Below are 22,197 nucleotides of genomic sequence, written 5' to 3' on the forward strand. Positions count from 1 at the left end.
TCAGGGCGCTACTTTAATATCCAAAACATCGCTCATCTCAGTTTCCTGACCCTCACGATCCAAAGCAGTTAACGCATACCGCCAAAGACCCGGCTTTAAATCACGCATATAGAGATGCGTTTTTTTTGTAGAGCGTTTATTTATTTTTTTAAATTTTCCGTTTTTCCCGCGCGCCTGATAGAGATGATACCGCCGCCACAACATCCCATCCACCCAAAAAATAATCAGACCCTGCTTGGTCTTTTGATACCGTGGTTTGTCAGGCACAACATTTATATCCACGAAAAGTTTATTCATTTGATTGAGTCCCGCTTGCACATTGTTCAATCGAATGTAACTCTCATCCAATTGCAGGATCAATTTTTGTTCTTCATCCTTTGCCAGAGCCAACTGCGCTTTCAATGCAACAATCTCTTTTTTATACGCATTATTTGCATCATACCAGCGATAGGTGAACCACCCGCCCAAACCCGCACCGACGAGCATCCCCAAAAGAACGACACTGCCAATCAGCCACACCGGATGCCGGCGCTTTTTTTCCGGCATGACCCGACGGTTCCCGGTTTTCTGAAGCGGCACAGTCGGCGGACTCCCGACAGTTGCACTTGGCGTGATTTTCTGCTTCGTTTCCGCCAGAATCGGCTGAACCGGGGCGGATGCAGCGGGACTCGTTTTTGAACTTAAAGGCCGGGCTTCTCTGTTTACCGTCGATTGCGATACCGTTACCTCCGGACGATGGTTGGGATGCCTATCCTGATGGGGTTGCTGTCTTTCGGGCAATGGATTGGTTTGGCCGGGGGACGGCGAAGACGGCGCGGTAGGTGTTTCAGGTCCCGCTTCCGGCACTGCCGGTGTTATGCTTTTTTGAATTTTGGGTAATTCTGCCAAGTTTTGTTTTTCAGTGTTTTTCACCGACAAACCCATCCCCCCAAAAGCTTGTTCAACTTTTTCCGGAATGACGGCATCAGGTTCTTTCTGCGCACTCCCGGGAACCGGTTGTTTTCCAAAAACCGGCGCCGCAGCTCCGGATGCGCCGGCCGGCTGTTTCGCTGCATCGCTCCCCGGGTCCCTTTGTTTGGAAACACCGGCCTCCGCAGCATCTACAGCCTTTTTCCTTTGATCTCCGGCATAATGCTGATTTTCTTCATGCAGTGTGTGTGACATGGCGGAAATTTTTTGTAACATACTGGAAATTTTTCCCGGTTGGTCATCCATGGGTGTGCCCGGTTTTTGTCCTGCGATGGCACTCTCAAAATCATTGGATTTCCCAACTTGTTTTTCCGGTACAGGTATTGATTTTTTTTCATCCGCCGTCTGGTTCTGAAACAGAGAAACCTGTATTTTTCTTTTGGCAACGCCATCAGCAGCATTTTTTCCATTGGGCGGCGATTTTCGTATGGTGACCTTGATTTCAGACACCGGCTTCCGTTCCGCAGGGGATTTTGACCGCGCTGATATGCTGTTGCCAACCGGTACGCGCGGCACACTTTTTTTATCACCCGCGCCTATATTTTTTATCGGCTTTTTCCCATTCGGCAAAGCCTGTTTGTCTGGTTTTTCCGGTTCTTTTCGCATAATACTTTTCTAACCTTTCCGAAATTATGAGGGTTCTTTTAATCCCGCTCCGAAGCATACGCCGGGTAATCCGGGAATAAATGCGTTTTGACGCTTCGCGGGATGTCGCCTGCCAAACCGGCGTGTGACGCAAGGTCAAAAGGAATGCCACGGGCTTGCCCCAACCAAAAAAATCATGGAAACAGGGAACTTCCTTTGGTTGCCCGTTACGTTCCATCTTACGCGATCCGGGGCAATAAACAAAATATAAAATAGCGGCAAAACGATTCCTGCCCGCGCAACGGTGGTTACGCAACCATCAGCTGATTATCCTTTAAAAGCTGACAAACCTCATTCCAATTACCCTGACGGATCCAATGAATCGCGCTCCCCTTTTTTTCCATGCGTCGGAACCAGGTTTCCTGACGCTTGGCAAATTTACAGATTGCCCGGCCTAATTGTTCCTGCAACATCTCACGGGAAGAAATAGTTCCCCGCAAATAATCGGAACAATACCGGTATTCCAGACCCAAACCGCGCAGCCGTTCCCATGAAATCCCATTTTGCTGAAGCTCCGCCACCTCTTCCAGCATGCCTGCTTCCATGCGTACCTGTAAACGCTTATAAATCCGTTCCCGAAGTAAGGTACGCTCCCACTGCACTCCGATGACCAAGGCCCGTATGGCCGGGCCTGCCTGCGATGTCATCTCCCGGTTGGATTCCGAAATTTCAATCGCACGAATCAAGCGTGCGCGCGTGGTAAAATCGGTGGTATTGTGCAGGTGTTTGTTAATTTTTTTTAAACGCGCTGTCAATTCATGTATCGATAATTTTCCCAACATCTCCCGCAGCTCGGGGTTTTCCCCGACTTCCGCCAAGGCATACCCGCGAAGCACGGATTCCAGATACAACCCTGTCCCGCCGGTCAACACCGGCATGACCCCTCTTTGGCGACAATCAGAAAAAACCGAATGGAAGGCTTGTTGGAAATGAAAAACACTAAATTCCGTTTCCAGCCCCACATGATTAATTAAATGACAGGGAATTGTCTTGCCGGACAGCCGGTATTCCTCCAAATCCTTACCCGCGCCAATATCCAACCCTCGATAAATCTGACGCGAATCTGCAGAAATAATTTCACCCTGAACGTGCCATGCAATCCGCGCACCCAAACGCGTCTTGCCGGAAGCCGTGGGTCCTAAAACAACAATTAAATTTTTTCCTTCACCCGAAACCATCATTTCCCTTCGTCATCAGCGGCGCAGATAGCGCAGTTGTTCAATATACCGCGCAATCGTTTCCCGAGGTGCAACGGCCTGCACATCTAAAAGCAAGCCAATTGCATCCGCATAGTTCTCCCGTTCAACCTCGATCCGGGCCTGCTTGGTCAGCGCTTCCACCCGGACCTGCGAAATCCTGCTTGCTCTGGCATACAGCGCCAGTGCCCGATCGAGTGACCGGCTCTCCGCATAAAGATCTCCCAGCGCCAGGATTGCCTTCCCGTTTAAAGGATCGCGCGCAATAAGTTTTTGATACGCCCTGCGCGCAGCCTCTCCATGCCCGGATAATTGAAATCGCCTGGCAACCAGCCACTGCAATTGGTTCATCTGCCTTGACGTCAGTTGCCCGTTTTTTTCCAATCCACGGGCTTTTTCAATGAGCATGCCCGCTTCGCGAACTTCCTTCACCTGTAAAAGCCCTCCAATCGTACGGAGCAACCGCGTACTTGAAGGCGCTTCTGATGCAAACGCAAGTGAATAAGCCTGTACCGCATCTGTGTACTGGGCGCGATTCAAATATAAATCACCCAACGTTGCCAATGCTTCCGGAGATGCCACCCCCAAACGACGGGCTGTTTCCAGGGCAACCACCGCACGTCCATACTGTTCCAAAGCCAATCGGGCATTGGCAAGATTTGCCCACAACTCTCCCCGTCGGGGATAATCCTGCAAAATAGTTTCTAAAAGACGCGCCGCTTCATGAAACCGTTCCTGAATTAAAAGTACCTTGGCCAGACCCAAATACGCATTAATGTCATCCGGCGCCGACAGCAATGCCTGGCGATAAGCGGATTCGGCTGCAACCGGCTTGTCATCCAGCAAATAGACATATCCCGTAAGTGTCATGATGGATGCTTGGTTTCGTCCGGTCAAAAGGATCTGACTAAGTTGTTCACGCGCAGCCGTGATTTTATCCTGTTGTAAAAGCACCCGTGTCAAATTGGCGCGCGCCCGGTCAAACTGCGGCATTTTCCGTAATGCAGTACGGTAAGCCTTTTCCGCATCCCCGGTTTCCCCCATCTGAAACAAAACATTCCCCAGTGCAAAATCCAATGCCGGACTTGATTCCTTCTGCATGCTTTTGTCCAGCAATGTTTTCGCCAGACCGGGATTTTTACGGCTTAATCCTGAGACCTGCTCTAAAATACCGGCCTCTTCCTCGGTAACTTGCGGTTCCCGGCCATCGCTTACGTCCACACCCTGGGCGTAAGCGGTTGTTGCCAGCGCGACCAGCAACCCCACCATGCATCCTCGCATCATCCCTCGCATCTTATCGCCTCTTTTTTTAAAATTATATCTCAAAATCTATGGGCACCAAAACCCGGGTCCGGACTTTTTTACCATTGCGCTTCCCCGGCGTAAAACGCCATTTCGAAACAGCTTTTATTGCCGACGCCTCAAAAACTCCTGCCGGCTCAGCAGACGTGACCTTCACCGCTTCCACAGATCCGTCCGTGGTGACAATAATAGATACCATCACGCAGCCGTTTATTTTTTTCAACCGTGCTTGCGCCGGATAGAGCGGTTTAATTTTCCTGATGGGTTCCGGCGATTCATCCACCTCCGAAAGCTCAAACACCAACGATTCCCGTGTGAGTTGATCCCGCAGTCCGAATTGAAGACTAAAATCGCCAAATCCCGGATCAACCTGCAAGGCAGCTTGTATCATCATCGGATTTAATTTTCGCTGGTTTTCAAATAATTTCGGTTTGGGCCGGGCCTTTTTTCTTTTCACCTTGGGCAAAACGGGCGGCAGCGGCTTAAGAATTTCACGCGTCTCGATCTCCCGAAGCTGATACCGCTTCCCCTGCTTGTGAATCATTTCCGCGATCGGTAAAAGCATAAAAATCCCAAAGGTTATCAGGATACTCAATCCCACCATGCGATAACACCAGCGTGTACCGGTATCAAGGGAAGACAACGCGGACCGGTTCATTCCTGCTCCGTGGCGACACTGACCTGTTTGGCACCTGCCAGCTTGCATTCATCAATCACATTTACCAATGTTCCGCTCTGAGACGCCTTGTCAACCATGATAATCACAGGCCGATCCTGGGCTCGAAGCAACCCTGTTACCAAACCGCGCAGATTATTCAAACTGACTTCCCGGCCACTATACATAATCCGGCCTTTTTCCGTAACCCCGATCATAATACTTTGCTTTTCCAGCGATTGTGCACTGGCTGCCTTGGGTTTTTGAATTTCAACCCCGACTTCCTGAACAAATGCCGTTGTGACAATAAAAAATATCAAAAGCAAAAACATCATGTCAATCAAGGGAGAAATGTTCACCTCGACCGATTCGGAATCAATCCCGTAGCGCCCTCTTTTCATGGCCTGTCTCCGCGCAAGGCAAATGCCAAGTGATTTTTTAATCCCGCAAATTTCACGTCAACTTGTCTGAGTTTTTTCTTAATCGCGGCTATTCCAAATATTCCCGGGATTGCGATGATCAAACCGAATTGGGTGGTAATCAATCCCTGACTGATGCCGGATGCCATAATTTCCGTCGTGTTCCCGGTCTGGTCCGAAATCGCTTGAAAAGTCTCAACCATCCCAAAAATCGTGCCCAACAGTCCCAACAATGGCGCCGAAGTCACCAGGGCGCCCAGAACAATCAACTTCCCTTCATAGGGTGACATCATCCGGCTGCGGACCTCATCTACGATTTCAAATAAATCAGCCTGTTGCCGTACTTTCTGCAAAACATAGACCACTGCCTGACTCCAGATACCGGAATTTTCCAGAAGCTCTGCTTGCAAACCAGCCCATTTTTTTTTATCACTCAAACGGTTCTCCAGACCAAGTTCCTCACTGCCGGCCGGCAAATCCAGTTGGCCCAGCTGCCGGGTCATCTCCAGGAGATAATACCAGATAAACAGACAGACTCCGGCAATCGGCACCAACAGCCAACCGCCCTTTTGCCAATACTGAAATCCGGCTTGCAATGTTTCCACAGACATTCTCCTGTTTTCCGGATATTACACTTTCGATGACATTAATCACCGCATCACAAAATCTGAATAACACGGTCACATGACCATGAGCAATTTATTTTTCCGCAGTGCGTCTTGTTTGAGTTTCCGAAAGGAAACGCCCTGCATCCGCTGGACGTCCATATTTAATAACAACATGTTATCCGAGTTACGCAACAAGAAAAAATAGATTGCTCATGGTCGAAAAGCACGCGTCATGCAACTCACAATAAATCTGAACTCAATTTTTTCAACCCTTTTTACCCACTCCGTTGATAAAAGTCAGGGTGGTTTGCTCCAGAATATGGATCACCCGTTTGACGCGCCGCGAAAGAAATGCGTGAATTAAAAGTGTCGGAATCGCCACAATCAAACCATACTCAGTTGTGATCAATGCCTCGCTAATGCCGCCGGATAAAATATTCACTTTGCCGGTCCCGAAAACAGCCACCAAATCAAAAGTATGCACCATTCCCGTCACAGTCCCCAACAACCCCAACAAAGGCGCCACCGCAGCAGCAACCGCCAAAAACGAAAGATGCTTTTCTAAAAACGGTATTTGACCAAGTGTTTTCTCATGCATAATTTCCTCCAGCTGCTCCCGGGGTGCTTGCGCATGTTCAACACCTTCTGCAAGTACCGGTCCCAGCGGGTTTCCCAGGGTCAAAGCCTGCTTGCGGGCAGCAGCGATTTTTTTCTTATGCACCAATGCCAGCACGTCTGCCAACACGCCCCCGGAATCAAGCCGGAGTTTTTGCAAACTCATAAATTTCCAAATTGCCGTCAGCACACAAAACACACCCAACAACAAAATAGGAATCATAACAATCCCGCCGCTGCGAACCGTTTCCCACCAGGTTTTTTTCTGACGCTCAATTTTAACCGCTTCGCCTGCGGTCACATCAATCGGGATCAGGGCTTCCTTGCCTGCAATAATTTCGCCAACAGCGCCGGCCGCTATTTTCTTGGTCAACCCGGGATAGCGGGATTCCAGGCGCGCACCCACCAAACCCGCAGTTTGACGGTCCTGGCTGAGAAAGAGTTGTACGGCCCCCAGATGGACAAATGTGCCGTTTTGCAGGGCCCCGCCTGCATCCACAGCTTTCCCGGAAAAAATTTTCCCGCCCAAGTTTTCCAGATTATGTTTTTCCACAAACGCCAGCAAATCCCCGGTGTTTCCCAATATCCCCGCCGAGCCGCTCTGACCAAAATCAGCCTCCAGCCCTGCCAACACCGCCGCAGCATCCTGCGCTTCCGGAGCATGCATGCGCGACCCCATCTCCCGCCGGAATTCATTGAGCATGGCGGCACAAAAATCCGCCTCACGCTTCAAATAATCCACATCTTCATTCAATTGACGAAAGCCCGTCTCTTTTTGCCAGGCCAGCGCCTTTAATTGATCCGCTTTTTTCCGTAAAGGCATGATCTTTTTTTCCAAGGCTGTAATGTCTTTGCCAAATTTAATTTTTTCTTTGATGTGCTTGTCGCGCAGTTGGGTCAAGGTTTCAACCGCTTGATCGATATCCTGTTTTGTCTGGAGCATTGTCCGGCGCACTGTTGTTTCGGCGGATACCAATGTTGCCAGCATGCAACTCACAAACAGTATTATCACTATTTTTTTCATCGGCTGTCTCCTGAAACCGCCATCGGCAACGCGATAAAATCAGCAATTTTTTGATGCGAGTAATAATCAAATGCCTGACGTATGGCAGGCGTGAGGTTGGGTCGCCATTCCCATTCCCAACCGGTCAGTCCGGGGGTTGCAACCCCCGCAGTCATCCCATCACGCGAAAGACAAAACCCCCGCGCCAGACCAACATACATGACCTCAACCTCTATTTCTCTGCCCGAGGCGGTTTGCAAAATTTCTTTTCCGGATTGAATAGTATTTTGATAAATTTCGATTTGAGCATAAAGTGCCAAAATAGTCTGAAGCCGCCGGGAAAAAGATTTATCCAACTGGGAAACTATCTTTTGGAAATGCTTTTCCAGAGGACGCCGCAATGCCGGCGGCAGCCGTTTCTCCCACTGCAGTAAATTTTTCTCTGCAAACTGAATCGTCGGCAAAAGCGCGGTCAGGGCATCTGCCAGCTTTTGTTTGCGGGCCAGCAAACCCGCCTGCAGTGTGGACTGGCCCCGTGTGCTTTTAGCAAGCGCTGCAATTTCCGCTTCCAGTATTTTTTTTTCCTTTTGCAGCAACACCTTCTCGCTCTTTAACTGCTCGTATTCCCCTTCCCAGGACGTCGTTTCCAAAGCGATCTGATGCCGCAATTCAACCCACTGTTCAACCAGCCTTCCCAAGCTGTCCATATCCGGGACAGCTTCGCGCTGTTCTCCCTGACAAATTCCAGGCAATAAAAACGCAAAAATAAGTGCGCCACCGGCAATACTTGCTTTCCAAAACATGCTATCAATTCCCTTCGGTGATACTAAATTTAAATTACTGCGACACACTAAAAACACTATTGGCCTAATTCACAAAACATCCTGTTGCCAAGCCGATCAAAATATTTAAAAGCATTCAATTCTCAAATGCGGACATTTTACAGGATTCATCCTGTTTTCACAATCAAATCCAACCCGATTCTTGCGATTCCCGGCGTACTGCCTTCCGCAGTAAGGGCAACGCCCTCTCAAAAAAATTTACGTCACAATTTGAAAAACAAAAAATCAGAAAACAGCTTATTCGGTTGTATCAGAATGTGTATTAGGAATATACTGCCAGGAAAGAACAGATAAAAATCCACAGGCTGCAAAGCGTCCCAAGAATCGATATTTATTCCAGTCGGGGCTTACCCGGCACCCGGCATTCGCCGGGTGCCGGGTAAGCCCGTAAATTTTTATTTTAGCGGCCGGCAGTTCATTGTAGGCTGTTATTTCCGTATCCCCGCAAATTATCAGAAGACCCCTTTTGCAGCATAGAAGTGAAACAATGCGCACAGGCCGCAACCGACAGTAGGGAATGGTCGCGACCATTCCCTACTCAAACGATTGATCGCGTGAGCTGCCAAAGGACAAAGTATGGAATGGGGATGAAAATAGACACTAAAAAAGTGGTCAACGAGGACAGGGTATCATCGTATCATCCGAATCCCGGCAGCGTACTTGCTCAATCGTTTGACCGGTCTTCATCAGAAAATAAATTTTAATTTGACTTTTTCAGGATCGACTATATAATCATTCATCTCGTCTCCACACATGACCGCCCATTGTGTTCGCGCCGGCACGATAAACTTGCAAAATACAGTCAGCGATTAATCATATTAGGTTCCGGCATGCGATAATCCTGTAAAAATTGATTAATGTATTCCTGATCATCTAAAGATACATCTAAAAATTCCAGACCAAGAATAAAACATTTATTTTCCGCCACAGTACACCATACCACCCGTGACAAAATAGTGACCTTCCTGCAGTGTTCTTCCGGACAACTTTTCAGAATACTCATCCGGCTTCTTTGCTCCATCGCGGGAACGAACAATTGCACAGTCACGGTTTCATGGGTGAACATTTCCTGTGCACTGCGCAAAGACATGCCGGTTGCGCTCATGTCCATCGAAACACTTTTTTTCACTTTTTCAGAATCCTGTTTTTCCAGCGTCTGGTAACAAACCTGGAGTTTCATCGGCAGTCGCGGATGTTGACGCCTCTCGACAAATGTATCCCCTCTAAAAACTTCACTTCCCATGATTTCCTCCCAAATTGTCTTCACTTATGTACCTGCACACCTGCGGTTGCGCATTTTTCCAACCCTGACAGTCCCCACGCCATGCCGACTGCTTTTTCACATCAGCTTTTTTCCCAATGCTCTATGGTTTCTTCCAGTTTTTCATTGACCAGTGCACAGAGTGTCTGAATTTTTTCACTGGTCAAACCCAGTCGCTCTGCCGCAGAAGAGCTGACCACCATATTCATCTGCTCAATTCCCAATCCTTTTCCGAGCATTTTGGCAACCGCATTGGCAATATGCACCGCATCCAACATCAACTCAGGTTCCGGGTCCGGGTCATGGTGTTCACCAATCGCCCGCACGAGTTTCTCAGGAATTTTCCATTCCCGCGCAATCGCCGCCCCGACAATTGCGTGATCTGTTCCGGTAATCTCTTTTTCCGCCTCGATATAAGTAAGCCCCTCTTCCATTCTCCGTACAATCGCCTCTTTTAAATTTTCCATACCCAGGTGTCTGCCAAGGATTAATTTCCCAAAATCATGCATCATTGCGGCGGTGAACGCTGCCGAAGGAATCGTTACCGAGGTTACTTTGGGGATGGTTTCCGCCGCCAATGCCGCTGCGACACTATGCTCCCAAAGCTCATTTTCCGCCAATTGATATCCCGAGTTATTTTTTTTCATGGGTTGCATCAAATGATAACCAATCGCCAATTTCAGAATATTTTCCGAACCCAGGCGTATGACCGCATTGCGCACCTCATCAATGGGTGTGCGCGACTGGCTCCAGGCCGAATTGGCCCACCGCAAAACATTGGCGGTCAAGGCCGGATCAAATTTTATGACACCCACAAAATCACCGGTGCTCGAATCCGGATCGGAAACAATCCCCGCAAGCCGCACCACGGATAATGGCAAAGGAGACAAATTTTTTATTTCCGAAAGCTTGATCGGTCCCAGCATGATAACCTCTTTAGTTTTCACTTACCCGGCTTTGTCCGGATCCAACATCAAGATAAATGGCGCGCGATCGATTCCCGCCTACAATGTGCTGCTGAATGAAAATTCCGTTTGTGTGCAGAATTTCAGAAACGCTTCGGATATTTTCCCTGCCAACAGAAAAAACTATCTTCCCCGTCGGGATCAAATCCGCCCCACCTGCAATACAGGCCTTGAGATGAATACGGTTTGCCCCTTGTTCCAGAAATGCTTGAATAAACAGCGGAATACCTGTGTTGGCGAACATCAGTGGTTTCTTCTGTGCCATCCCGGGATAAACACTTGAATTTGGCAACATCATATAGTACAGGCCGCTGATTTTCGAAATCGGATCGTGGACTGCCAGACCTACGCCTGTTCCGACATCGCGTGCAACCAATGTGTCGGTTAAATTTTTTGATAGCTTCATATTTGAGAGAGAAACAGTAACATGCATTGTTTCAGGGTCCTTTATAAAAAAATAGATTCGTCTCTATTCAGTATCGACCTGAACTCGATTTTCATAAGTGGAATCACAGCTAAGTGAGTGGGATTTTTCATAAAACCCGGCACCCGGCATTCGCCCCCGCATACGCGGGGCAAGCTGGGCAAGTCCGCCGGGCAAGTACGCCGGATAAGTACGCCGGCAGGCTGCCCATTGTGTTCGCGCCGGCACGATAATTTCAAAAAATCCGGCAACACTGGGGCAGATATTCTACAAAAACAACGGATTTATGTGATTAATTTTCGCTTTTTTCCGGGTAGGTTACTAAAAATTTCCGCAACCGGCTTCTATCTTCCAGTTTCAAATCAATGAATTGAATCCCTTGTAAATAGGTGCTGTTTGTAATGCTTTTATTCCAAACAACTTTTGCCAAAATAAAAGTTTTTGACCTCTTGCCTGGTTGCGCTCCCTCAGAGATTGCAACCTCTCCAGGAAGAAACAAGGTCAACATGAGCATCTGGTTTTCATCCAGCTTGTCGCTTGTATACATTGCCAAGCCACCAGCGCCGATGTCTTTTGTCGTGGTTGTTTGCAGGTTTGATTGGGAAGCTTTTTTAAGACATTGATAATGGAGTTTAATCTCAATCGAAAATCTCAAAAATCGACGTCTTTCCATTTGGAATTCTGACAATTTATCTGTCATTTTAACATCCCTCATAGTTCTTTTTATTATTAACAAATTATACTACACTTTTATGTCACAGTCAATTACCCCACCCTATATTTAATAAAAAAGGACACCAAATATTTCAAACCCAGTGTCCTTTTTTTATCCCATTTATCAATGTTATATCACTATTCCGGGACATCACAACGGTCAATACCAGGGCTTCACCCCACAATCATTTGTCCAAGGTTATCTTTCGATGACGGATAATTTTACCCTCTATCATATACAGAACATCCTCTGCAATATTGGTGGCATAATCTGCAATTCTTTCTAAATTCCGGGAAACAGAAAGAAGTCGTATGAGACTCTCGGTATTTTCCGGTCCCTGCATGATTTCCTTGTGCACCTGACCATACATTTCACGATTAATTGCATCCACTTCATCATCTGCCTGACACACCTCCTTGGATGTTGTCAGGTCCATATTCACCAATGCATCAATACTCATTTTTACCATTGCTTTGGTTTTTCTCTGCATGGTATCAAAATCAAAAGGAAATGATATCGGTTTTGCCCGGCTTAAAAACGATCCGACCTCGGCAATATTGACCGCCAAATCACCAATACGCTCCAAATCATTGTTGATTTTTAAAATCGCAATAACATAGCGAAGATCAATAGCCACGGGTTGATGGAGCGCCAATATTTTCAAACACTCCTCCTCAACCTCCACTTCATTGGCATCGATCTCCTTGTCCACCTGAATAACCTCTTTAGCCAAGCGGGCATCACGTTTGCCAACGGACAAAACCGCTTTTTCCAAATTTTGTTCAACCTTAGAACAGACACAGAGTATCTTTTTTTTCAATTTCTCAACTTCATGAATCATATGCATGGTCATGGTTTGGCCTCCTTAGCCGAATCGCCCGGTAATATAATCTTCTGTTTGTTTATGCTCCGGCTGAGTAAATATTTTCTGGGTCTTATCAAATTCAATCAACTTGCCTTCATAAAAAAAAGCGGTAAAATCAGAGACCCGAGCCGCTTGCTGCATATTATGGGTTACAATCACAATCGTATATTTTTCCCGCAACGTACCAATCAAGTCCTCAATTTTAGCGGTTGAACGCGGGTCCAACGCCGAGGCCGGTTCATCCATAAGCAGGATATCCGGATTAACCGCCATCGCACGCGCAATACAGAGCCGCTGCTGTTGACCACCGGATAATTCAAGCGCGCTGGTCCCGAGACGGTCCTTGACCTCTTCCCATAAACCCGCCCGCATCAAACTTCGCTCAACAACCTCTTCCAATATGTGTTTATCCCTGGTCCCATGTATTTTGGGACCATAGGTTATATTCTCATAAATCGATTTGGGGAAAGGATTGGACTTTTGAAAAACCATTCCCACCCGCTTTCGCAAGTTGACCACATCCGTTTTGAAAGAATAGATGTCCTCGCCGTCAATCAGTACTTTTCCCGCGATCCGGGTATTATCGATAATATCATTCATCCGGTTGATCGTACGCAAAAAGGTCGACTTCCCGCAACCGGAAGGACCAATAAACGCGGTAACTTTCTGCGGTGCGATCTTTATATTAATATCAAAGAGCGCCTGATTACTCCCATAATAAAAGTTCATATCTGAAACTGATATTTTACTTTCCATAATAAAACTCCTTCAGTTCACCGGGCGAATACATCCAACATCCGGCATTCGCCGGACACGGTACGCCGGACAAGTAGCTTCGCCCCTACTCAACTATTACCATTTATATTTTTTCCTAAAATGAATTCTTAAAAATATGGCAATCAGGTTCATGCCCAAAACCAAGGCAATCAAGACCAAAGCTGTCCCGTATTGCAAAGGTCTTACCAGGTCCATTTGATGATGCTGGGTTGCCAAAATAAATAAATGATAAGGCAATGCCATGACCTGATCAAAAACAGAATTAGGCAAGTGCGGAAGAAAAAATGCTGCGACCGTCAATAAAATCGGGGCTGTCTCCCCGGCCGCCCTGCCCACTCCTAAAATCGAACCGGTCATCATACCCGGCAACGCATAAGGCAGCACATTTTGATGGATCGTTTGCCATTTGGTTGCACCCAAAGCCAAGCTGGCCTCACGAAATCCTTTGGGAACCGCGCGCAGTGATTCTTCACTGGAAACAATAATGGTGGGTAATATCATGCAGGCCAATGTCATACTGCCGGCTGCAATTGAGGTCCCGAATCTAAAAAAAATAACAAAAATCCCCAGCCCAAATAAACCAAAAACAATGGACGGTACGCCTGCCAATGTCGCAATCGCCAGTCGGATGATCTTTGTAAAACGTCCGTAGCTGGCATATTCGGATAAATAAATCGCAGCGCCCATGCCCAGCGGCAGGGCAACCAGCAACGCACCCGAAACCAGGTAAATCGTCCCTACAATTGCCGGCCAAATCCCTCCGCCGGTCCCACCGTCCTTGGGCGCACTGAACAAAAATTCCGGTGTGATCACAGGGATACCCTTAATAACAATATCAAAAATAATCCAACCCACCACGAAAATAACAAAATAGGTCACCAGGCGTAAGCACCAAACAACCCATTGCATCTGCTGCGGCTGATTCGTGCTCATCGCTGGTACCCTTTCAACACTTTCATGGATATAAAATTAATAAAAAAGGTCATAAACAACAGGACAATACCGACCCAAAACAGTGCCATATAATGCGTATCTCCAAATGCCACCTCGCCCATTTCTGCGGCAATGCAGGCTGTCATGGTACGGACCGACTCAAAAGGATTGACTGTTATTAAAGGCGCATTTCCCGTAACCATCAAAACCGCCATGGTCTCTCCAATCACGCGTCCCATCCCCAACATAATCGCCGCAATAATACCTGACATCGCCGCCGGTACCACCACCCGAAAAATCGTCTGAATTTTATTGGCACCCATGGCCATGGAAGCTTCCTTGTATGCTTTCGGAACGCTTTTAATGGCATCCTCTGAAATGGTAATAATCGTGGGAATGGACATCAAGGCCAACAGCAGGGCGCCGGTCAAGGCATTGAGTCCGGAACTCAAATCAAAAAGATGTTTAATCAGCGGGGACAAAACAACCAGTCCGAAAAAACCAATAACCACCGAAGGAATCCCGGCCAGCATTTCAATAAACGGTTTAACAATTTCGCGTTCCACCGGCGTGGCGATCTCTGCAATATAAATGGCCCCCAGCACACCGAATGGAATGGCAAATAAAGTGGCCAGCAAGGTCACCAACAAAGATCCGGTAATCAAAGGCAGCAATCCCCAGCGCTCTGCAATATAAGAGACCGGCTCCCAGCGCAGATCAAAAAACGCCCCAATGCCGGGATCAAGCACAAACGGCGCTGCTTCTTTAAACAAAAAAATAAAAATAAGGCCGACAATTAAAAGACTGGTTGAAGCGGCGCCAATCAAACCATATTTCATGATGCGGTCTTTCAATTCACTAGGTAGCATGCCTATCGTGTTCCCCTTCTTTCGCAACGCTGCGCATAACTGTAACGCTGCAAAGCAACCGGGCAACGGGATCATGATCCCCGTTGCCCGGTTATCGTGTCCAATTATTTAATCGCAACAAAACCAAGATCATTAACGATTTTCTGACCTTCCACACTCATCACAAAATCCAGAAACGCCTTTACCTTCCCTGTGGGTTGGCCGTTGGTATAAAGATGCAATGGCCGGTTAATCACATAGGAGCTGTCCACCACGGTTGCTTGTGAAGGATAAACACCGGCTGATTTCTCATCCGCCTTAATTTCCAACCCCTTCACTTTATCTCCCGCCTCAGCCAGATAACCCAATCCAACATATCCGATTGTGTATTTATCCTCTGAGACTGACTGCACAATCGCAGAATTAGACGGCATACGGCGGGCCCTCACTGAATAATCCATTTTTTCCAGGACTTTTTTCTGAAAAAAAGCATAGGTTCCTGAACTGGAGTCGCGGGAAAGCAGATCAATCTTCTTTTTTGTTCCACCCACCTGTTTCCATTTCTTATATTCACCAATATACATTTTCTTCAATTGCTTCATGCTGAGCGCATCCACTTTATTGGAAGGATGCACAATTACGGCAATCCCATCACGCGCAACAATGTGCTCAATGATATCAATTCCCATACCTTTGCCCCTGTCCACTTCTTTGCCTTTGATTTTACGTGATGCGCACGCAACATCAGCCGTTCCATTTAAAAGCGCGGCAATGCCGGTACCGGACCCGCCCCCGGTGACCGCAACCTCCATACTCTGATTGGCAGCCATATAGGTCTCCGCCCATTTGGTGGCCAAGTGCACCATGGTGTCCGAACCTTTGACCTGCAAACTGTCTCCGGCAATGGCTGCTGTTCCCAATCCCATAAGCATGATGCCAAATGCAATTCCCAGTAATTTTTTCATTTTAGACCCTCCATTTTATTTGTTTTTTTATTCAAGCAAAATCAAAATCCAACTCCACCCTGCTCTCTGATATTAAAACAGATGAATCGCAGGACCGGCAGATTACACAGATTACGCCGATTTTAAAAAATTTAAATCATTTGCGGTTATATTTTGTCTTTTATATCTAATCCAAAAAATCCGTAAAATCTGTGGATCACGCCTTTGTTTTCAAACTTTTATAAAATATTTTTTATTAATTTAGATAATACTTTTTTATACAGCTCTATTGTTAGATTCGTGTTAGGAATCAATTTAATTTCCATATTAATATTTAACCTTTAAATCAATCTGCAAACGATTATACTCCAGAGAAGAATAATCACCGGTGTTGGTGTCTTCATATTTATTGATAAAATATGTTGCACCGAGGGTGGTGTTGTCCCATATCGCATAGGCCGCAGCCAAAACAATACCGCTGCTGTCCATGGCCCCGCCGGCAAAGTCGGAATCAGACCAAATAAACTGGTAGCCGTTGCCATATTTTTTATACATTGCTTTCACTTGATACGACCCGGCCTTTTTAGCTTTGCCGAACTGTGCGCCAAAAGCCATGGCGGAAACATCCACTGTTTCAGGGTCGCCGCTGGTTGATCCCTGCGGAACAACCTCATCGCCGGCCGCGCCGCCGTTTTGTGCATAGTGACCGAAAAGTTTTACTTTTTGCCCGACCAATTTAGCGCCCATTTCAAAAAACGCTTCACCCACATTAATATTTCTGCCATACGTGTTATAGGCATCGGTAATGGCATTCAAACCACCGCCAACCATCAGTTTGATGCCTCCAAATTTCATTTTGACACCTGCCTGACCGCTATAGCATAAACTATCAATTTCCTTGCTTCTTTCATCCAACCAAAACCCACCCAGATTACTAAAAATTTCCACCGCCGCAATTGAATAAGAAAACTGCGCAGCCACACCTTCAGGCGTCACATCACCGTCCCACAGCAGTTGGGATTTACCGGGGTTGACCATAGGATTACTCATCTTGCCCAAAAGCGCGGTCACGATCGGGTCTTCCACACCAAAGAGCTTGCCTTCCGCATAAGCCTGGTCCAAATCAAACATCTTGTTGGCATATTCGCCGTCTAACGTTTGGTTGGTGGATTCAGTCCCCAGACCACCAGTGGCCAAACGGGCCTTCAATTTCCAGTTGTCGTTCACTTTGCCTTCCACTTTCAGGCGGAAGCGCACACGCTGCCGGTCGCGGATTTCATCATAGGTTTCAACATCCGTTCCCACAACCCGGTCCTTTTGTTTTACAATGTTCTCATGCCGGTAACGCAGATCCGCACCCAGCTTGACTTTGTCGTACCATTCACCTGCCACTGCCTGGCTTGTTGCCAGTAACATCACTCCCATTGCAATCAACATAACTTTCTTCGTCATTTCCATTCCTCCATTTTTTTTTATTTCTACACTGCTTTGAATGATTACTTCATCATGCTTTGTATCCGGGAGGCCACCTCCTGTCAGGATGATCTTCTGAAGCAGCGTTGTGGGTTCATTTCGTTGATACAGATTTACCAATCGCATGTTACGTTTTGATTAAGCAGATGTTTTTTTTGAGTTATTCAACCGCAGCCGGACCTGGTGTTGGAAATATTAAAAAAACAGCAAAAAAACTTGTACGTGTTATTAAACGAAGAAACTGCATGGGTGTGGACTGTAATTTTTTTTCAACTTTTGATTTATTGCAGCATAGGAGTGAAACAATGGCACAGGTCTCAAACGATAGTAGGGAATGGTCGCGACCATTCCCTACTATCGTTTGACCGGGTTTCGTCGGGAAATGAGTTCCAATTTGACTTTTTCAGGAACGGCTACTTAATTTGGACAAAAATGTTATTCGCTGGAAGATAATTGTAGATTATTCCGGCAGGGTTATTCTAAAACAGGTTCCTTTTTCAAGTGTGCTTTCCACCGCGATCTCACCACCATGTGCCTGAACAATGTGTTTCACAATTGCCAGCCCCAGTCCGGTCCCGCCCTCATCCCGGCTGCGTGATTTATCCACCCGGTAAAACCGCTCAAAGATCCTTGGCAAATGTTCCCCGGCAATACCGCATCCGAAGTCCCGGACTTCGATAATATTTTTTTTCTTTTCCCGGCCGCCCTTGACAACCACCGGTGTTTTCGAATTGCTGTACTTCACTGCATTTTCCAACAAATTAAACAAGGCCTGCTCAAAGAGCGGTTGATTCAAACCCGCCTGCATTTCTTTGGAAATGGAATTGTTTATGGAAACCTGCGTATCGCGGTAAGCACTCATACACGTCTGAATGCTGTTTTCCACCATCTCAAACACACCCGTCTTTTTCTTCTCCAGTTTATCAAAACCCAATTGTTCAATACGCGAGAGATCCAATAAATCTTCGATAATCGCATTCAAGCGGTGACTGTGTTTCTCTATTTTTTTAAGAAATTTCTGCGTTTCATCCCGGGTAAGCTGTTTGTCATCCAACAATGTCTCAACAAACCCCTGTATTAGCGTAATGGGCGTCTTCAACTCATGCGAAACATTGGATACAAATTCACGCCGTATCGTCTCGAGTCGGTGCAGCTGGGTAAAATCATTGAGAACAATAATCGCGCCATTGACGGTATTATTCGCCGCCTTAATTTTCGCCCCGGTCACACGCATCATTTTTTCGCCGTTTTTATAAAACTTTAATTCCGCGGTCGTGGATTCTTCAGAAACGAGCGTCAACGCGATAAACGCATGCAAAGAAGGGTCCCGAATAATTTCCTGTATTTTTTTCCCTACATCCCAATTGGGTTCCACTTCAAACAACTGCTTGGCCGACGAATTCATATAAACAACATTTTCCCTGCCATCGACCGCCAAAACCCCTTCCGTCATCCCGGTTAAAATAGCCGCTTGTTCCTGACGCTGATGTTCGCTGGATTCAATTCTTTGTTTCAATTGCACCGCCATCATATTGAGCGTATCTGCCAGGCTTTTAATCTCTTCCGAACCATCGGTATAGAGTTTATGCTCCAGATCGCCGGCCGCGTATTTTTCCGCCCCTTGTTTGATGGTCACCAGCGGCTTAATCATGCGCTGTGAGACCCAAAAGCTTATCGCCGCTGTCAAAATAATGATAAAGAATACACCCAGCAATATTTTTTTATTCATTGCCAGCAGAGCTTGTTGCAATCCGTTCAACGGCAATGATGTCCTGACAAACCCCTGCAACACGCCATCCTCGCCGCGCAAAACAATCGCGGTATACATCATATACTGTTTGAGCGAGTAGCTGTAGCGGTGCGAACTCCCAATGCCTTGTTTGCCTGCGCTGATGACCTCCGGACGGTCACCATGATTTTCCAATTTAGCCGCATCTTCGTGCGAGTCCCCTGCAACCCGCCCATCCGGCAAAACAATGGTAATGCGCGTACCGGTTTCTTTCCCCATCGAAGTAATCATCCGGTCCATTTCAGTGTACTTTTCCTGCTGTATCATCCGGCTCAACTGTCCGGCCAACAAGCGTGAACGCACGGTCAAATTATCGGCTGTATTTGAATAATAAAACTGCTGGAAAATACTCAGGGCAATCCAAACAACTGCCAATACCGAAAAACCTACCAAAACCAGATGAGAAGTAAAAAGCTGCCAAAAAATCGATTTCCTTTTATACACGATTTACTCCTCGAATTTATACCCGACACCTCTGACGGTATTGATATAGTCTCCGGCTTTCCCGAGTTTTTTGCGCAACCCGACAATCTGGACATCAATGGAACGTTCGGTCACCGGATAGTCTTCTCCCTTGACCCCGTCCACAATCCGGCTGCGGGTAAATACCCAGCCCGGTTTCTGCGCCAAGAGTTGCAGGACTTTAAACTCTGTCATGGTTAACACAATTTTTTTATTTTTATACAGGACTTCATGACGGCCCGGATGGATGATAATGTCATGCACACTAATTTTTCCGGACTCACGTTGTTTTTGTTGATCCGCTTTGCGCCGCAACACCGTCCGGATACGCGCTATAAGCACTTTGGGACTAAACGGTTTGGTAATATAATCCTCAGCACCCAATTCCAATCCTGTGACAATATCCGTTTCTTCCCCTTTGGCGGAAAGCATGACCACGGGTATTTCCTCGGTTTTTGTCTCTTTTTTCAGATAGCGGCAAACATCCAGACCATCCATCTCCGGCAGCATCAGATCAAGCAAAATGATGACCGGCTGCTTGTTTTTGGCTTCCTGCAGCCCTTTTTCCCCATCATACGCCTGGATGACAGTGTATCCTTCCCGGGTAAGATTGTGGGCCACCAGTTCCTGAATATCTTCATCATCCTCAATAATAAGTACCTGTTTTTTTCTCATCTCATCCATCCTGTGGTTTTCAATTATTAAAGCCCATTAATGTTAGATTTCGATTAATTTTATGTTATTTTTTCACTGCCATCCCAATTCGCTGCCGTCCAAGTTAGTAAACACACTATCTTCTATTCGCCCTCAGTGCCTATTTTTAAAGGAAAACTGATACTGTATCCATACGCTAGAGCCGGATTTGACGATAGTGTTCCCTAATGTTCCACCGAAGCTCGTGGTGCGTTTTTTCCTTTAAAAATAAGCACTGAGGGCGATTCAAGTAGCTGCCGCATTTTTTTTATTTAGATAAAAATATTGCCGAGCCGGTCAGAATGGTTATTTTCCAATACGCTGTTTGCTTTGCCCGATATTTTTGTAGGCGGCGACAAGGTGATTTCTACATGATATGTAAAAAAGTATACCTTATCCGGAATGTAAAAACAGTTAAAATCCTCTCCGCGATGATTGAACCCGCTTAGGTGGCAAAAGGATCTTCTGATTCAAAATCCGGCAAAAAAACATGGGCACTGTCTAATTCCTGGATCCAGCCATGCTCCAAACCGAGCTTAGCCATCTCATTGAGAACTTGTTCATACTCTCGCGGCTGCAACACGCGGTTTAGCGGCGTCATGGTTTTAACCCGGGGTGTGGGATGATATTGTGACATCAGTGAAATATGGATTTCCGGAGAAAGCTCTTGAGCGATAAACCGCAAACATTCCAGGGTATTTTCAATATACCCGGGCAAAACCAGATGCCGGATAATCATGCCATTCGTTGCAATCCCGCGAGTGTTACACTCCAAACATTCCCCTTTCTGCCGGAACATTTCCTGCAAAGCCTTTCCGGCAATCCCGGGATAATCTTCCGCGCCGGACAACACTTTAGCCAGCTTGGAATCCATGTACTTAAAATCAGGTAAGTAGACCTGAATACGTGCCTCCAAAGTACGCAGCACATCCACACAATCATAGGCATTGCTGTTCATGACATAAACCGGATTGCATCCTTTTGCCTTGAGCGCATCCATCATCATGCACATTTGCGGTATAAGATGCGACGGCGATACAAAGCCTACATTTTCCGCGCCCCGGGCCAGCTGATCTTGAATCATTTCAATCACTTGGGAAAGCTCCAGGCCGCTGGTTATTGGCCGGGCATTATCACTGATCTGATAGTTCTGGCAGAAACGGCATTGCAGATTGCAATGACTGAAAAACACATTGCTAATTCCGTGAGTCCCGGAAACAGCCGGTTCTTCCCCCTTATGCAACACCACAGAATGGACGGACAAACCCGAATCGCAGGCGCAATAGCCGCGTTCACCTGCCTGACGGTTCACACCGCAAGTACGCGGACATAGTTGACAATTTTCCAGTATTGACGGATTAGAACAATCCATTTATATTTGGAGCCCCATATGGGAAAAATTTCGAGTGACCTGGTTTAGTCACCGGCACCGATAATGCTTTTTACTTTTTCCAATAATTCTTCAGGATCAAACGGCTTCATAATATAATCATCACCGCCGACCGTGAATCCTTGCTGCGCATCACCGGGATTCCCCCGGGCAGTTAAAAAAACCACTTTTATCTGCTTGGTCTGGGGTTTGCTTTTTATCTCAACACACACCTCATAACCGTTCATGCCCGGCATCATAATATCGAGCACAATCAGTTCAGGATGCCATGCCGCCACTTCTTCCAACGCCTCAAATCCGCTGGTCGCAGTTCTGACATCATAGCCTTCGACTGCCAGACTCATCTTGACCAAACGGGCAATTGCCGGTTCATCATCGACAACAAGTATCTTCTTTGACATTCC

At 46.8% G+C, this 22,197-nt stretch carries 22 protein-coding genes; all 22 read right to left on the reverse strand.

Annotation, left to right across the window (positions count from 1 at the left end; genetic code table 11):
• Complete coding sequence (locus K8S19_09415; GenBank protein MCD4813893.1) at positions 1 to 1,575, reverse strand: hypothetical protein; 1,575 nt, start codon at positions 1,573 to 1,575, stop codon at positions 1 to 3.
• 287 nt (positions 1,576 to 1,862) lie between these two features.
• Complete coding sequence (miaA, locus tag K8S19_09420) at positions 1,863 to 2,792, reverse strand: tRNA (adenosine(37)-N6)-dimethylallyltransferase MiaA (GenBank protein ID MCD4813894.1); 930 nt, start codon at positions 2,790 to 2,792, stop codon at positions 1,863 to 1,865.
• Between the two features lie 15 nt (positions 2,793 to 2,807).
• Positions 2,808 to 4,103, reverse strand: coding sequence for a tetratricopeptide repeat protein (locus K8S19_09425; GenBank protein ID MCD4813895.1), 1,296 nt, complete (start codon positions 4,101 to 4,103; stop codon positions 2,808 to 2,810).
• 22 nt (positions 4,104 to 4,125) lie between these two features.
• Positions 4,126 to 4,770 carry an energy transducer TonB gene (locus K8S19_09430; GenBank protein ID MCD4813896.1) on the reverse strand — a complete coding sequence of 215 codons (645 nt, stop codon included), beginning with the start codon at positions 4,768 to 4,770 and terminating at the stop codon, positions 4,126 to 4,128.
• Positions 4,767 to 5,168, reverse strand: coding sequence for a biopolymer transporter ExbD (locus tag K8S19_09435; protein MCD4813897.1), 402 nt, complete (start codon positions 5,166 to 5,168; stop codon positions 4,767 to 4,769). The genes K8S19_09430 and K8S19_09435 overlap by 4 nt, the downstream gene beginning before the upstream one ends.
• A complete protein-coding gene (locus tag K8S19_09440; protein MCD4813898.1) occupies positions 5,165 to 5,791 on the reverse strand; it encodes a MotA/TolQ/ExbB proton channel family protein in 627 nt (208 codons plus the stop codon). Before K8S19_09440 ends, K8S19_09435 begins: the two co-directional genes overlap by 4 nt.
• A gap of 268 nt (positions 5,792 to 6,059) precedes the next feature.
• Positions 6,060 to 7,433 carry a MotA/TolQ/ExbB proton channel family protein gene (locus K8S19_09445; GenBank protein MCD4813899.1) on the reverse strand — a complete coding sequence of 458 codons (1,374 nt, stop codon included), beginning with the start codon at positions 7,431 to 7,433 and terminating at the stop codon, positions 6,060 to 6,062.
• Complete coding sequence (locus K8S19_09450) at positions 7,430 to 8,215, reverse strand: DUF3450 domain-containing protein (GenBank protein MCD4813900.1); 786 nt, start codon at positions 8,213 to 8,215, stop codon at positions 7,430 to 7,432. The genes K8S19_09445 and K8S19_09450 overlap by 4 nt, the downstream gene beginning before the upstream one ends.
• An 841-nt stretch (positions 8,216 to 9,056) precedes the next feature.
• Positions 9,057 to 9,497 carry a PilZ domain-containing protein gene (locus K8S19_09455; protein ID MCD4813901.1) on the reverse strand — a complete coding sequence of 147 codons (441 nt, stop codon included), beginning with the start codon at positions 9,495 to 9,497 and terminating at the stop codon, positions 9,057 to 9,059.
• 101 nt (positions 9,498 to 9,598) lie between these two features.
• Positions 9,599 to 10,462 (reverse strand): HDOD domain-containing protein, encoded by an 864-nt coding sequence (locus tag K8S19_09460; protein MCD4813902.1) that lies wholly within the window; start codon positions 10,460 to 10,462, stop codon positions 9,599 to 9,601.
• Complete coding sequence (locus K8S19_09465; protein ID MCD4813903.1) at positions 10,452 to 10,913, reverse strand: chemotaxis protein CheD; 462 nt, start codon at positions 10,911 to 10,913, stop codon at positions 10,452 to 10,454. The genes K8S19_09460 and K8S19_09465 overlap by 11 nt, the downstream gene beginning before the upstream one ends.
• A 283-nt stretch (positions 10,914 to 11,196) precedes the next feature.
• Positions 11,197 to 11,604: a PilZ domain-containing protein gene (locus K8S19_09470; protein ID MCD4813904.1), complete on the reverse strand. Its 408-nt coding sequence runs from the start codon at positions 11,602 to 11,604 to the stop codon at positions 11,197 to 11,199.
• 199 nt (positions 11,605 to 11,803) lie between these two features.
• Positions 11,804 to 12,472, reverse strand: coding sequence for a phosphate signaling complex protein PhoU (phoU, locus tag K8S19_09475; protein ID MCD4813905.1), 669 nt, complete (start codon positions 12,470 to 12,472; stop codon positions 11,804 to 11,806).
• A 12-nt stretch (positions 12,473 to 12,484) separates the two neighbouring features.
• On the reverse strand, positions 12,485 to 13,240 hold the full coding sequence (pstB, locus tag K8S19_09480; protein ID MCD4813906.1) for a phosphate ABC transporter ATP-binding protein PstB: 756 nt from the start codon (positions 13,238 to 13,240) through the stop codon (positions 12,485 to 12,487).
• Between the two features lie 96 nt (positions 13,241 to 13,336).
• A complete protein-coding gene (gene pstA / locus K8S19_09485) occupies positions 13,337 to 14,194 on the reverse strand; it encodes a phosphate ABC transporter permease PstA (GenBank protein ID MCD4813907.1) in 858 nt (285 codons plus the stop codon).
• Positions 14,191 to 15,063, reverse strand: a complete 873-nt coding sequence (gene pstC, locus K8S19_09490; GenBank protein ID MCD4813908.1) for a phosphate ABC transporter permease subunit PstC — start codon at positions 15,061 to 15,063, stop codon at positions 14,191 to 14,193. The genes pstA and pstC overlap by 4 nt, the downstream gene beginning before the upstream one ends.
• Before the next feature lie 104 nt (positions 15,064 to 15,167).
• A complete protein-coding gene (locus K8S19_09495; GenBank protein ID MCD4813909.1) occupies positions 15,168 to 16,007 on the reverse strand; it encodes a PstS family phosphate ABC transporter substrate-binding protein in 840 nt (279 codons plus the stop codon).
• 306 nt (positions 16,008 to 16,313) lie between these two features.
• Positions 16,314 to 17,438, reverse strand: coding sequence for a putative porin (locus K8S19_09500; protein ID MCD4813910.1), 1,125 nt, complete (start codon positions 17,436 to 17,438; stop codon positions 16,314 to 16,316).
• Positions 17,439 to 17,919: 481 nt separating this feature from the next.
• The gene (locus tag K8S19_09505; protein MCD4813911.1) at positions 17,920 to 19,692 is read right to left on the reverse strand and encodes a HAMP domain-containing protein; all 1,773 of its coding nucleotides are present in this window, start codon (positions 19,690 to 19,692) and stop codon (positions 17,920 to 17,922) included.
• Positions 19,693 to 19,695: 3 nt separating this feature from the next.
• The gene (locus tag K8S19_09510) at positions 19,696 to 20,385 is read right to left on the reverse strand and encodes a response regulator transcription factor (protein ID MCD4813912.1); all 690 of its coding nucleotides are present in this window, start codon (positions 20,383 to 20,385) and stop codon (positions 19,696 to 19,698) included.
• Positions 20,386 to 20,848: 463 nt separating this feature from the next.
• Positions 20,849 to 21,775 carry a radical SAM protein gene (locus K8S19_09515; protein ID MCD4813913.1) on the reverse strand — a complete coding sequence of 309 codons (927 nt, stop codon included), beginning with the start codon at positions 21,773 to 21,775 and terminating at the stop codon, positions 20,849 to 20,851.
• Positions 21,776 to 21,819: 44 nt separating this feature from the next.
• Positions 21,820 to 22,194 (reverse strand): response regulator, encoded by a 375-nt coding sequence (locus K8S19_09520; protein ID MCD4813914.1) that lies wholly within the window; start codon positions 22,192 to 22,194, stop codon positions 21,820 to 21,822.
• Positions 22,195 to 22,197 lie beyond the last annotated feature (3 nt).

The organism is bacterium (genome assembly GCA_021108215.1).
Classification (GTDB): domain Bacteria; phylum Oederibacteriota; class JAAXVQ01; order JAAXVQ01; family JAUVAV01; genus JAIORK01.

Bases quoted from the DNA above. Each gene is read 5' to 3' on its own strand.
- K8S19_09415 (MCD4813893.1), bottom strand. From the start codon at position 1,575: ATGCGAAAAGAACCGGAAAAACCAGACAAACAGGCTTTGCCGAATGGG.
- miaA (MCD4813894.1), bottom strand. From the start codon at position 2,792: ATGGTTTCGGGTGAAGGAAAAAATTTAATTGTTGTTTTAGGACCCACG.
- K8S19_09425 (MCD4813895.1), bottom strand. From the start codon at position 4,103: ATGCGAGGGATGATGCGAGGATGCATGGTGGGGTTGCTGGTCGCGCTG.
- K8S19_09430 (MCD4813896.1), bottom strand. From the start codon at position 4,770: ATGAACCGGTCCGCGTTGTCTTCCCTTGATACCGGTACACGCTGGTGT.
- K8S19_09435 (MCD4813897.1), bottom strand. From the start codon at position 5,168: ATGAAAAGAGGGCGCTACGGGATTGATTCCGAATCGGTCGAGGTGAAC.
- K8S19_09445 (MCD4813899.1), bottom strand. From the start codon at position 7,433: ATGAAAAAAATAGTGATAATACTGTTTGTGAGTTGCATGCTGGCAACA.
- K8S19_09450 (MCD4813900.1), bottom strand. From the start codon at position 8,215: ATGTTTTGGAAAGCAAGTATTGCCGGTGGCGCACTTATTTTTGCGTTT.
- K8S19_09455 (MCD4813901.1), bottom strand. From the start codon at position 9,497: ATGGGAAGTGAAGTTTTTAGAGGGGATACATTTGTCGAGAGGCGTCAA.
- K8S19_09465 (MCD4813903.1), bottom strand. From the start codon at position 10,913: ATGCATGTTACTGTTTCTCTCTCAAATATGAAGCTATCAAAAAATTTA.
- K8S19_09470 (MCD4813904.1), bottom strand. From the start codon at position 11,604: ATGACAGATAAATTGTCAGAATTCCAAATGGAAAGACGTCGATTTTTG.
- phoU (MCD4813905.1), bottom strand. From the start codon at position 12,472: ATGACCATGCATATGATTCATGAAGTTGAGAAATTGAAAAAAAAGATA.
- pstB (MCD4813906.1), bottom strand. From the start codon at position 13,240: ATGGAAAGTAAAATATCAGTTTCAGATATGAACTTTTATTATGGGAGT.
- pstA (MCD4813907.1), bottom strand. From the start codon at position 14,194: ATGAGCACGAATCAGCCGCAGCAGATGCAATGGGTTGTTTGGTGCTTA.
- pstC (MCD4813908.1), bottom strand. From the start codon at position 15,063: ATGCTACCTAGTGAATTGAAAGACCGCATCATGAAATATGGTTTGATT.
- K8S19_09495 (MCD4813909.1), bottom strand. From the start codon at position 16,007: ATGAAAAAATTACTGGGAATTGCATTTGGCATCATGCTTATGGGATTG.
- K8S19_09500 (MCD4813910.1), bottom strand. From the start codon at position 17,438: ATGACGAAGAAAGTTATGTTGATTGCAATGGGAGTGATGTTACTGGCA.
- K8S19_09510 (MCD4813912.1), bottom strand. From the start codon at position 20,385: ATGAGAAAAAAACAGGTACTTATTATTGAGGATGATGAAGATATTCAG.
- K8S19_09515 (MCD4813913.1), bottom strand. From the start codon at position 21,775: ATGGATTGTTCTAATCCGTCAATACTGGAAAATTGTCAACTATGTCCG.
- K8S19_09520 (MCD4813914.1), bottom strand. From the start codon at position 22,194: ATGTCAAAGAAGATACTTGTTGTCGATGATGAACCGGCAATTGCCCGT.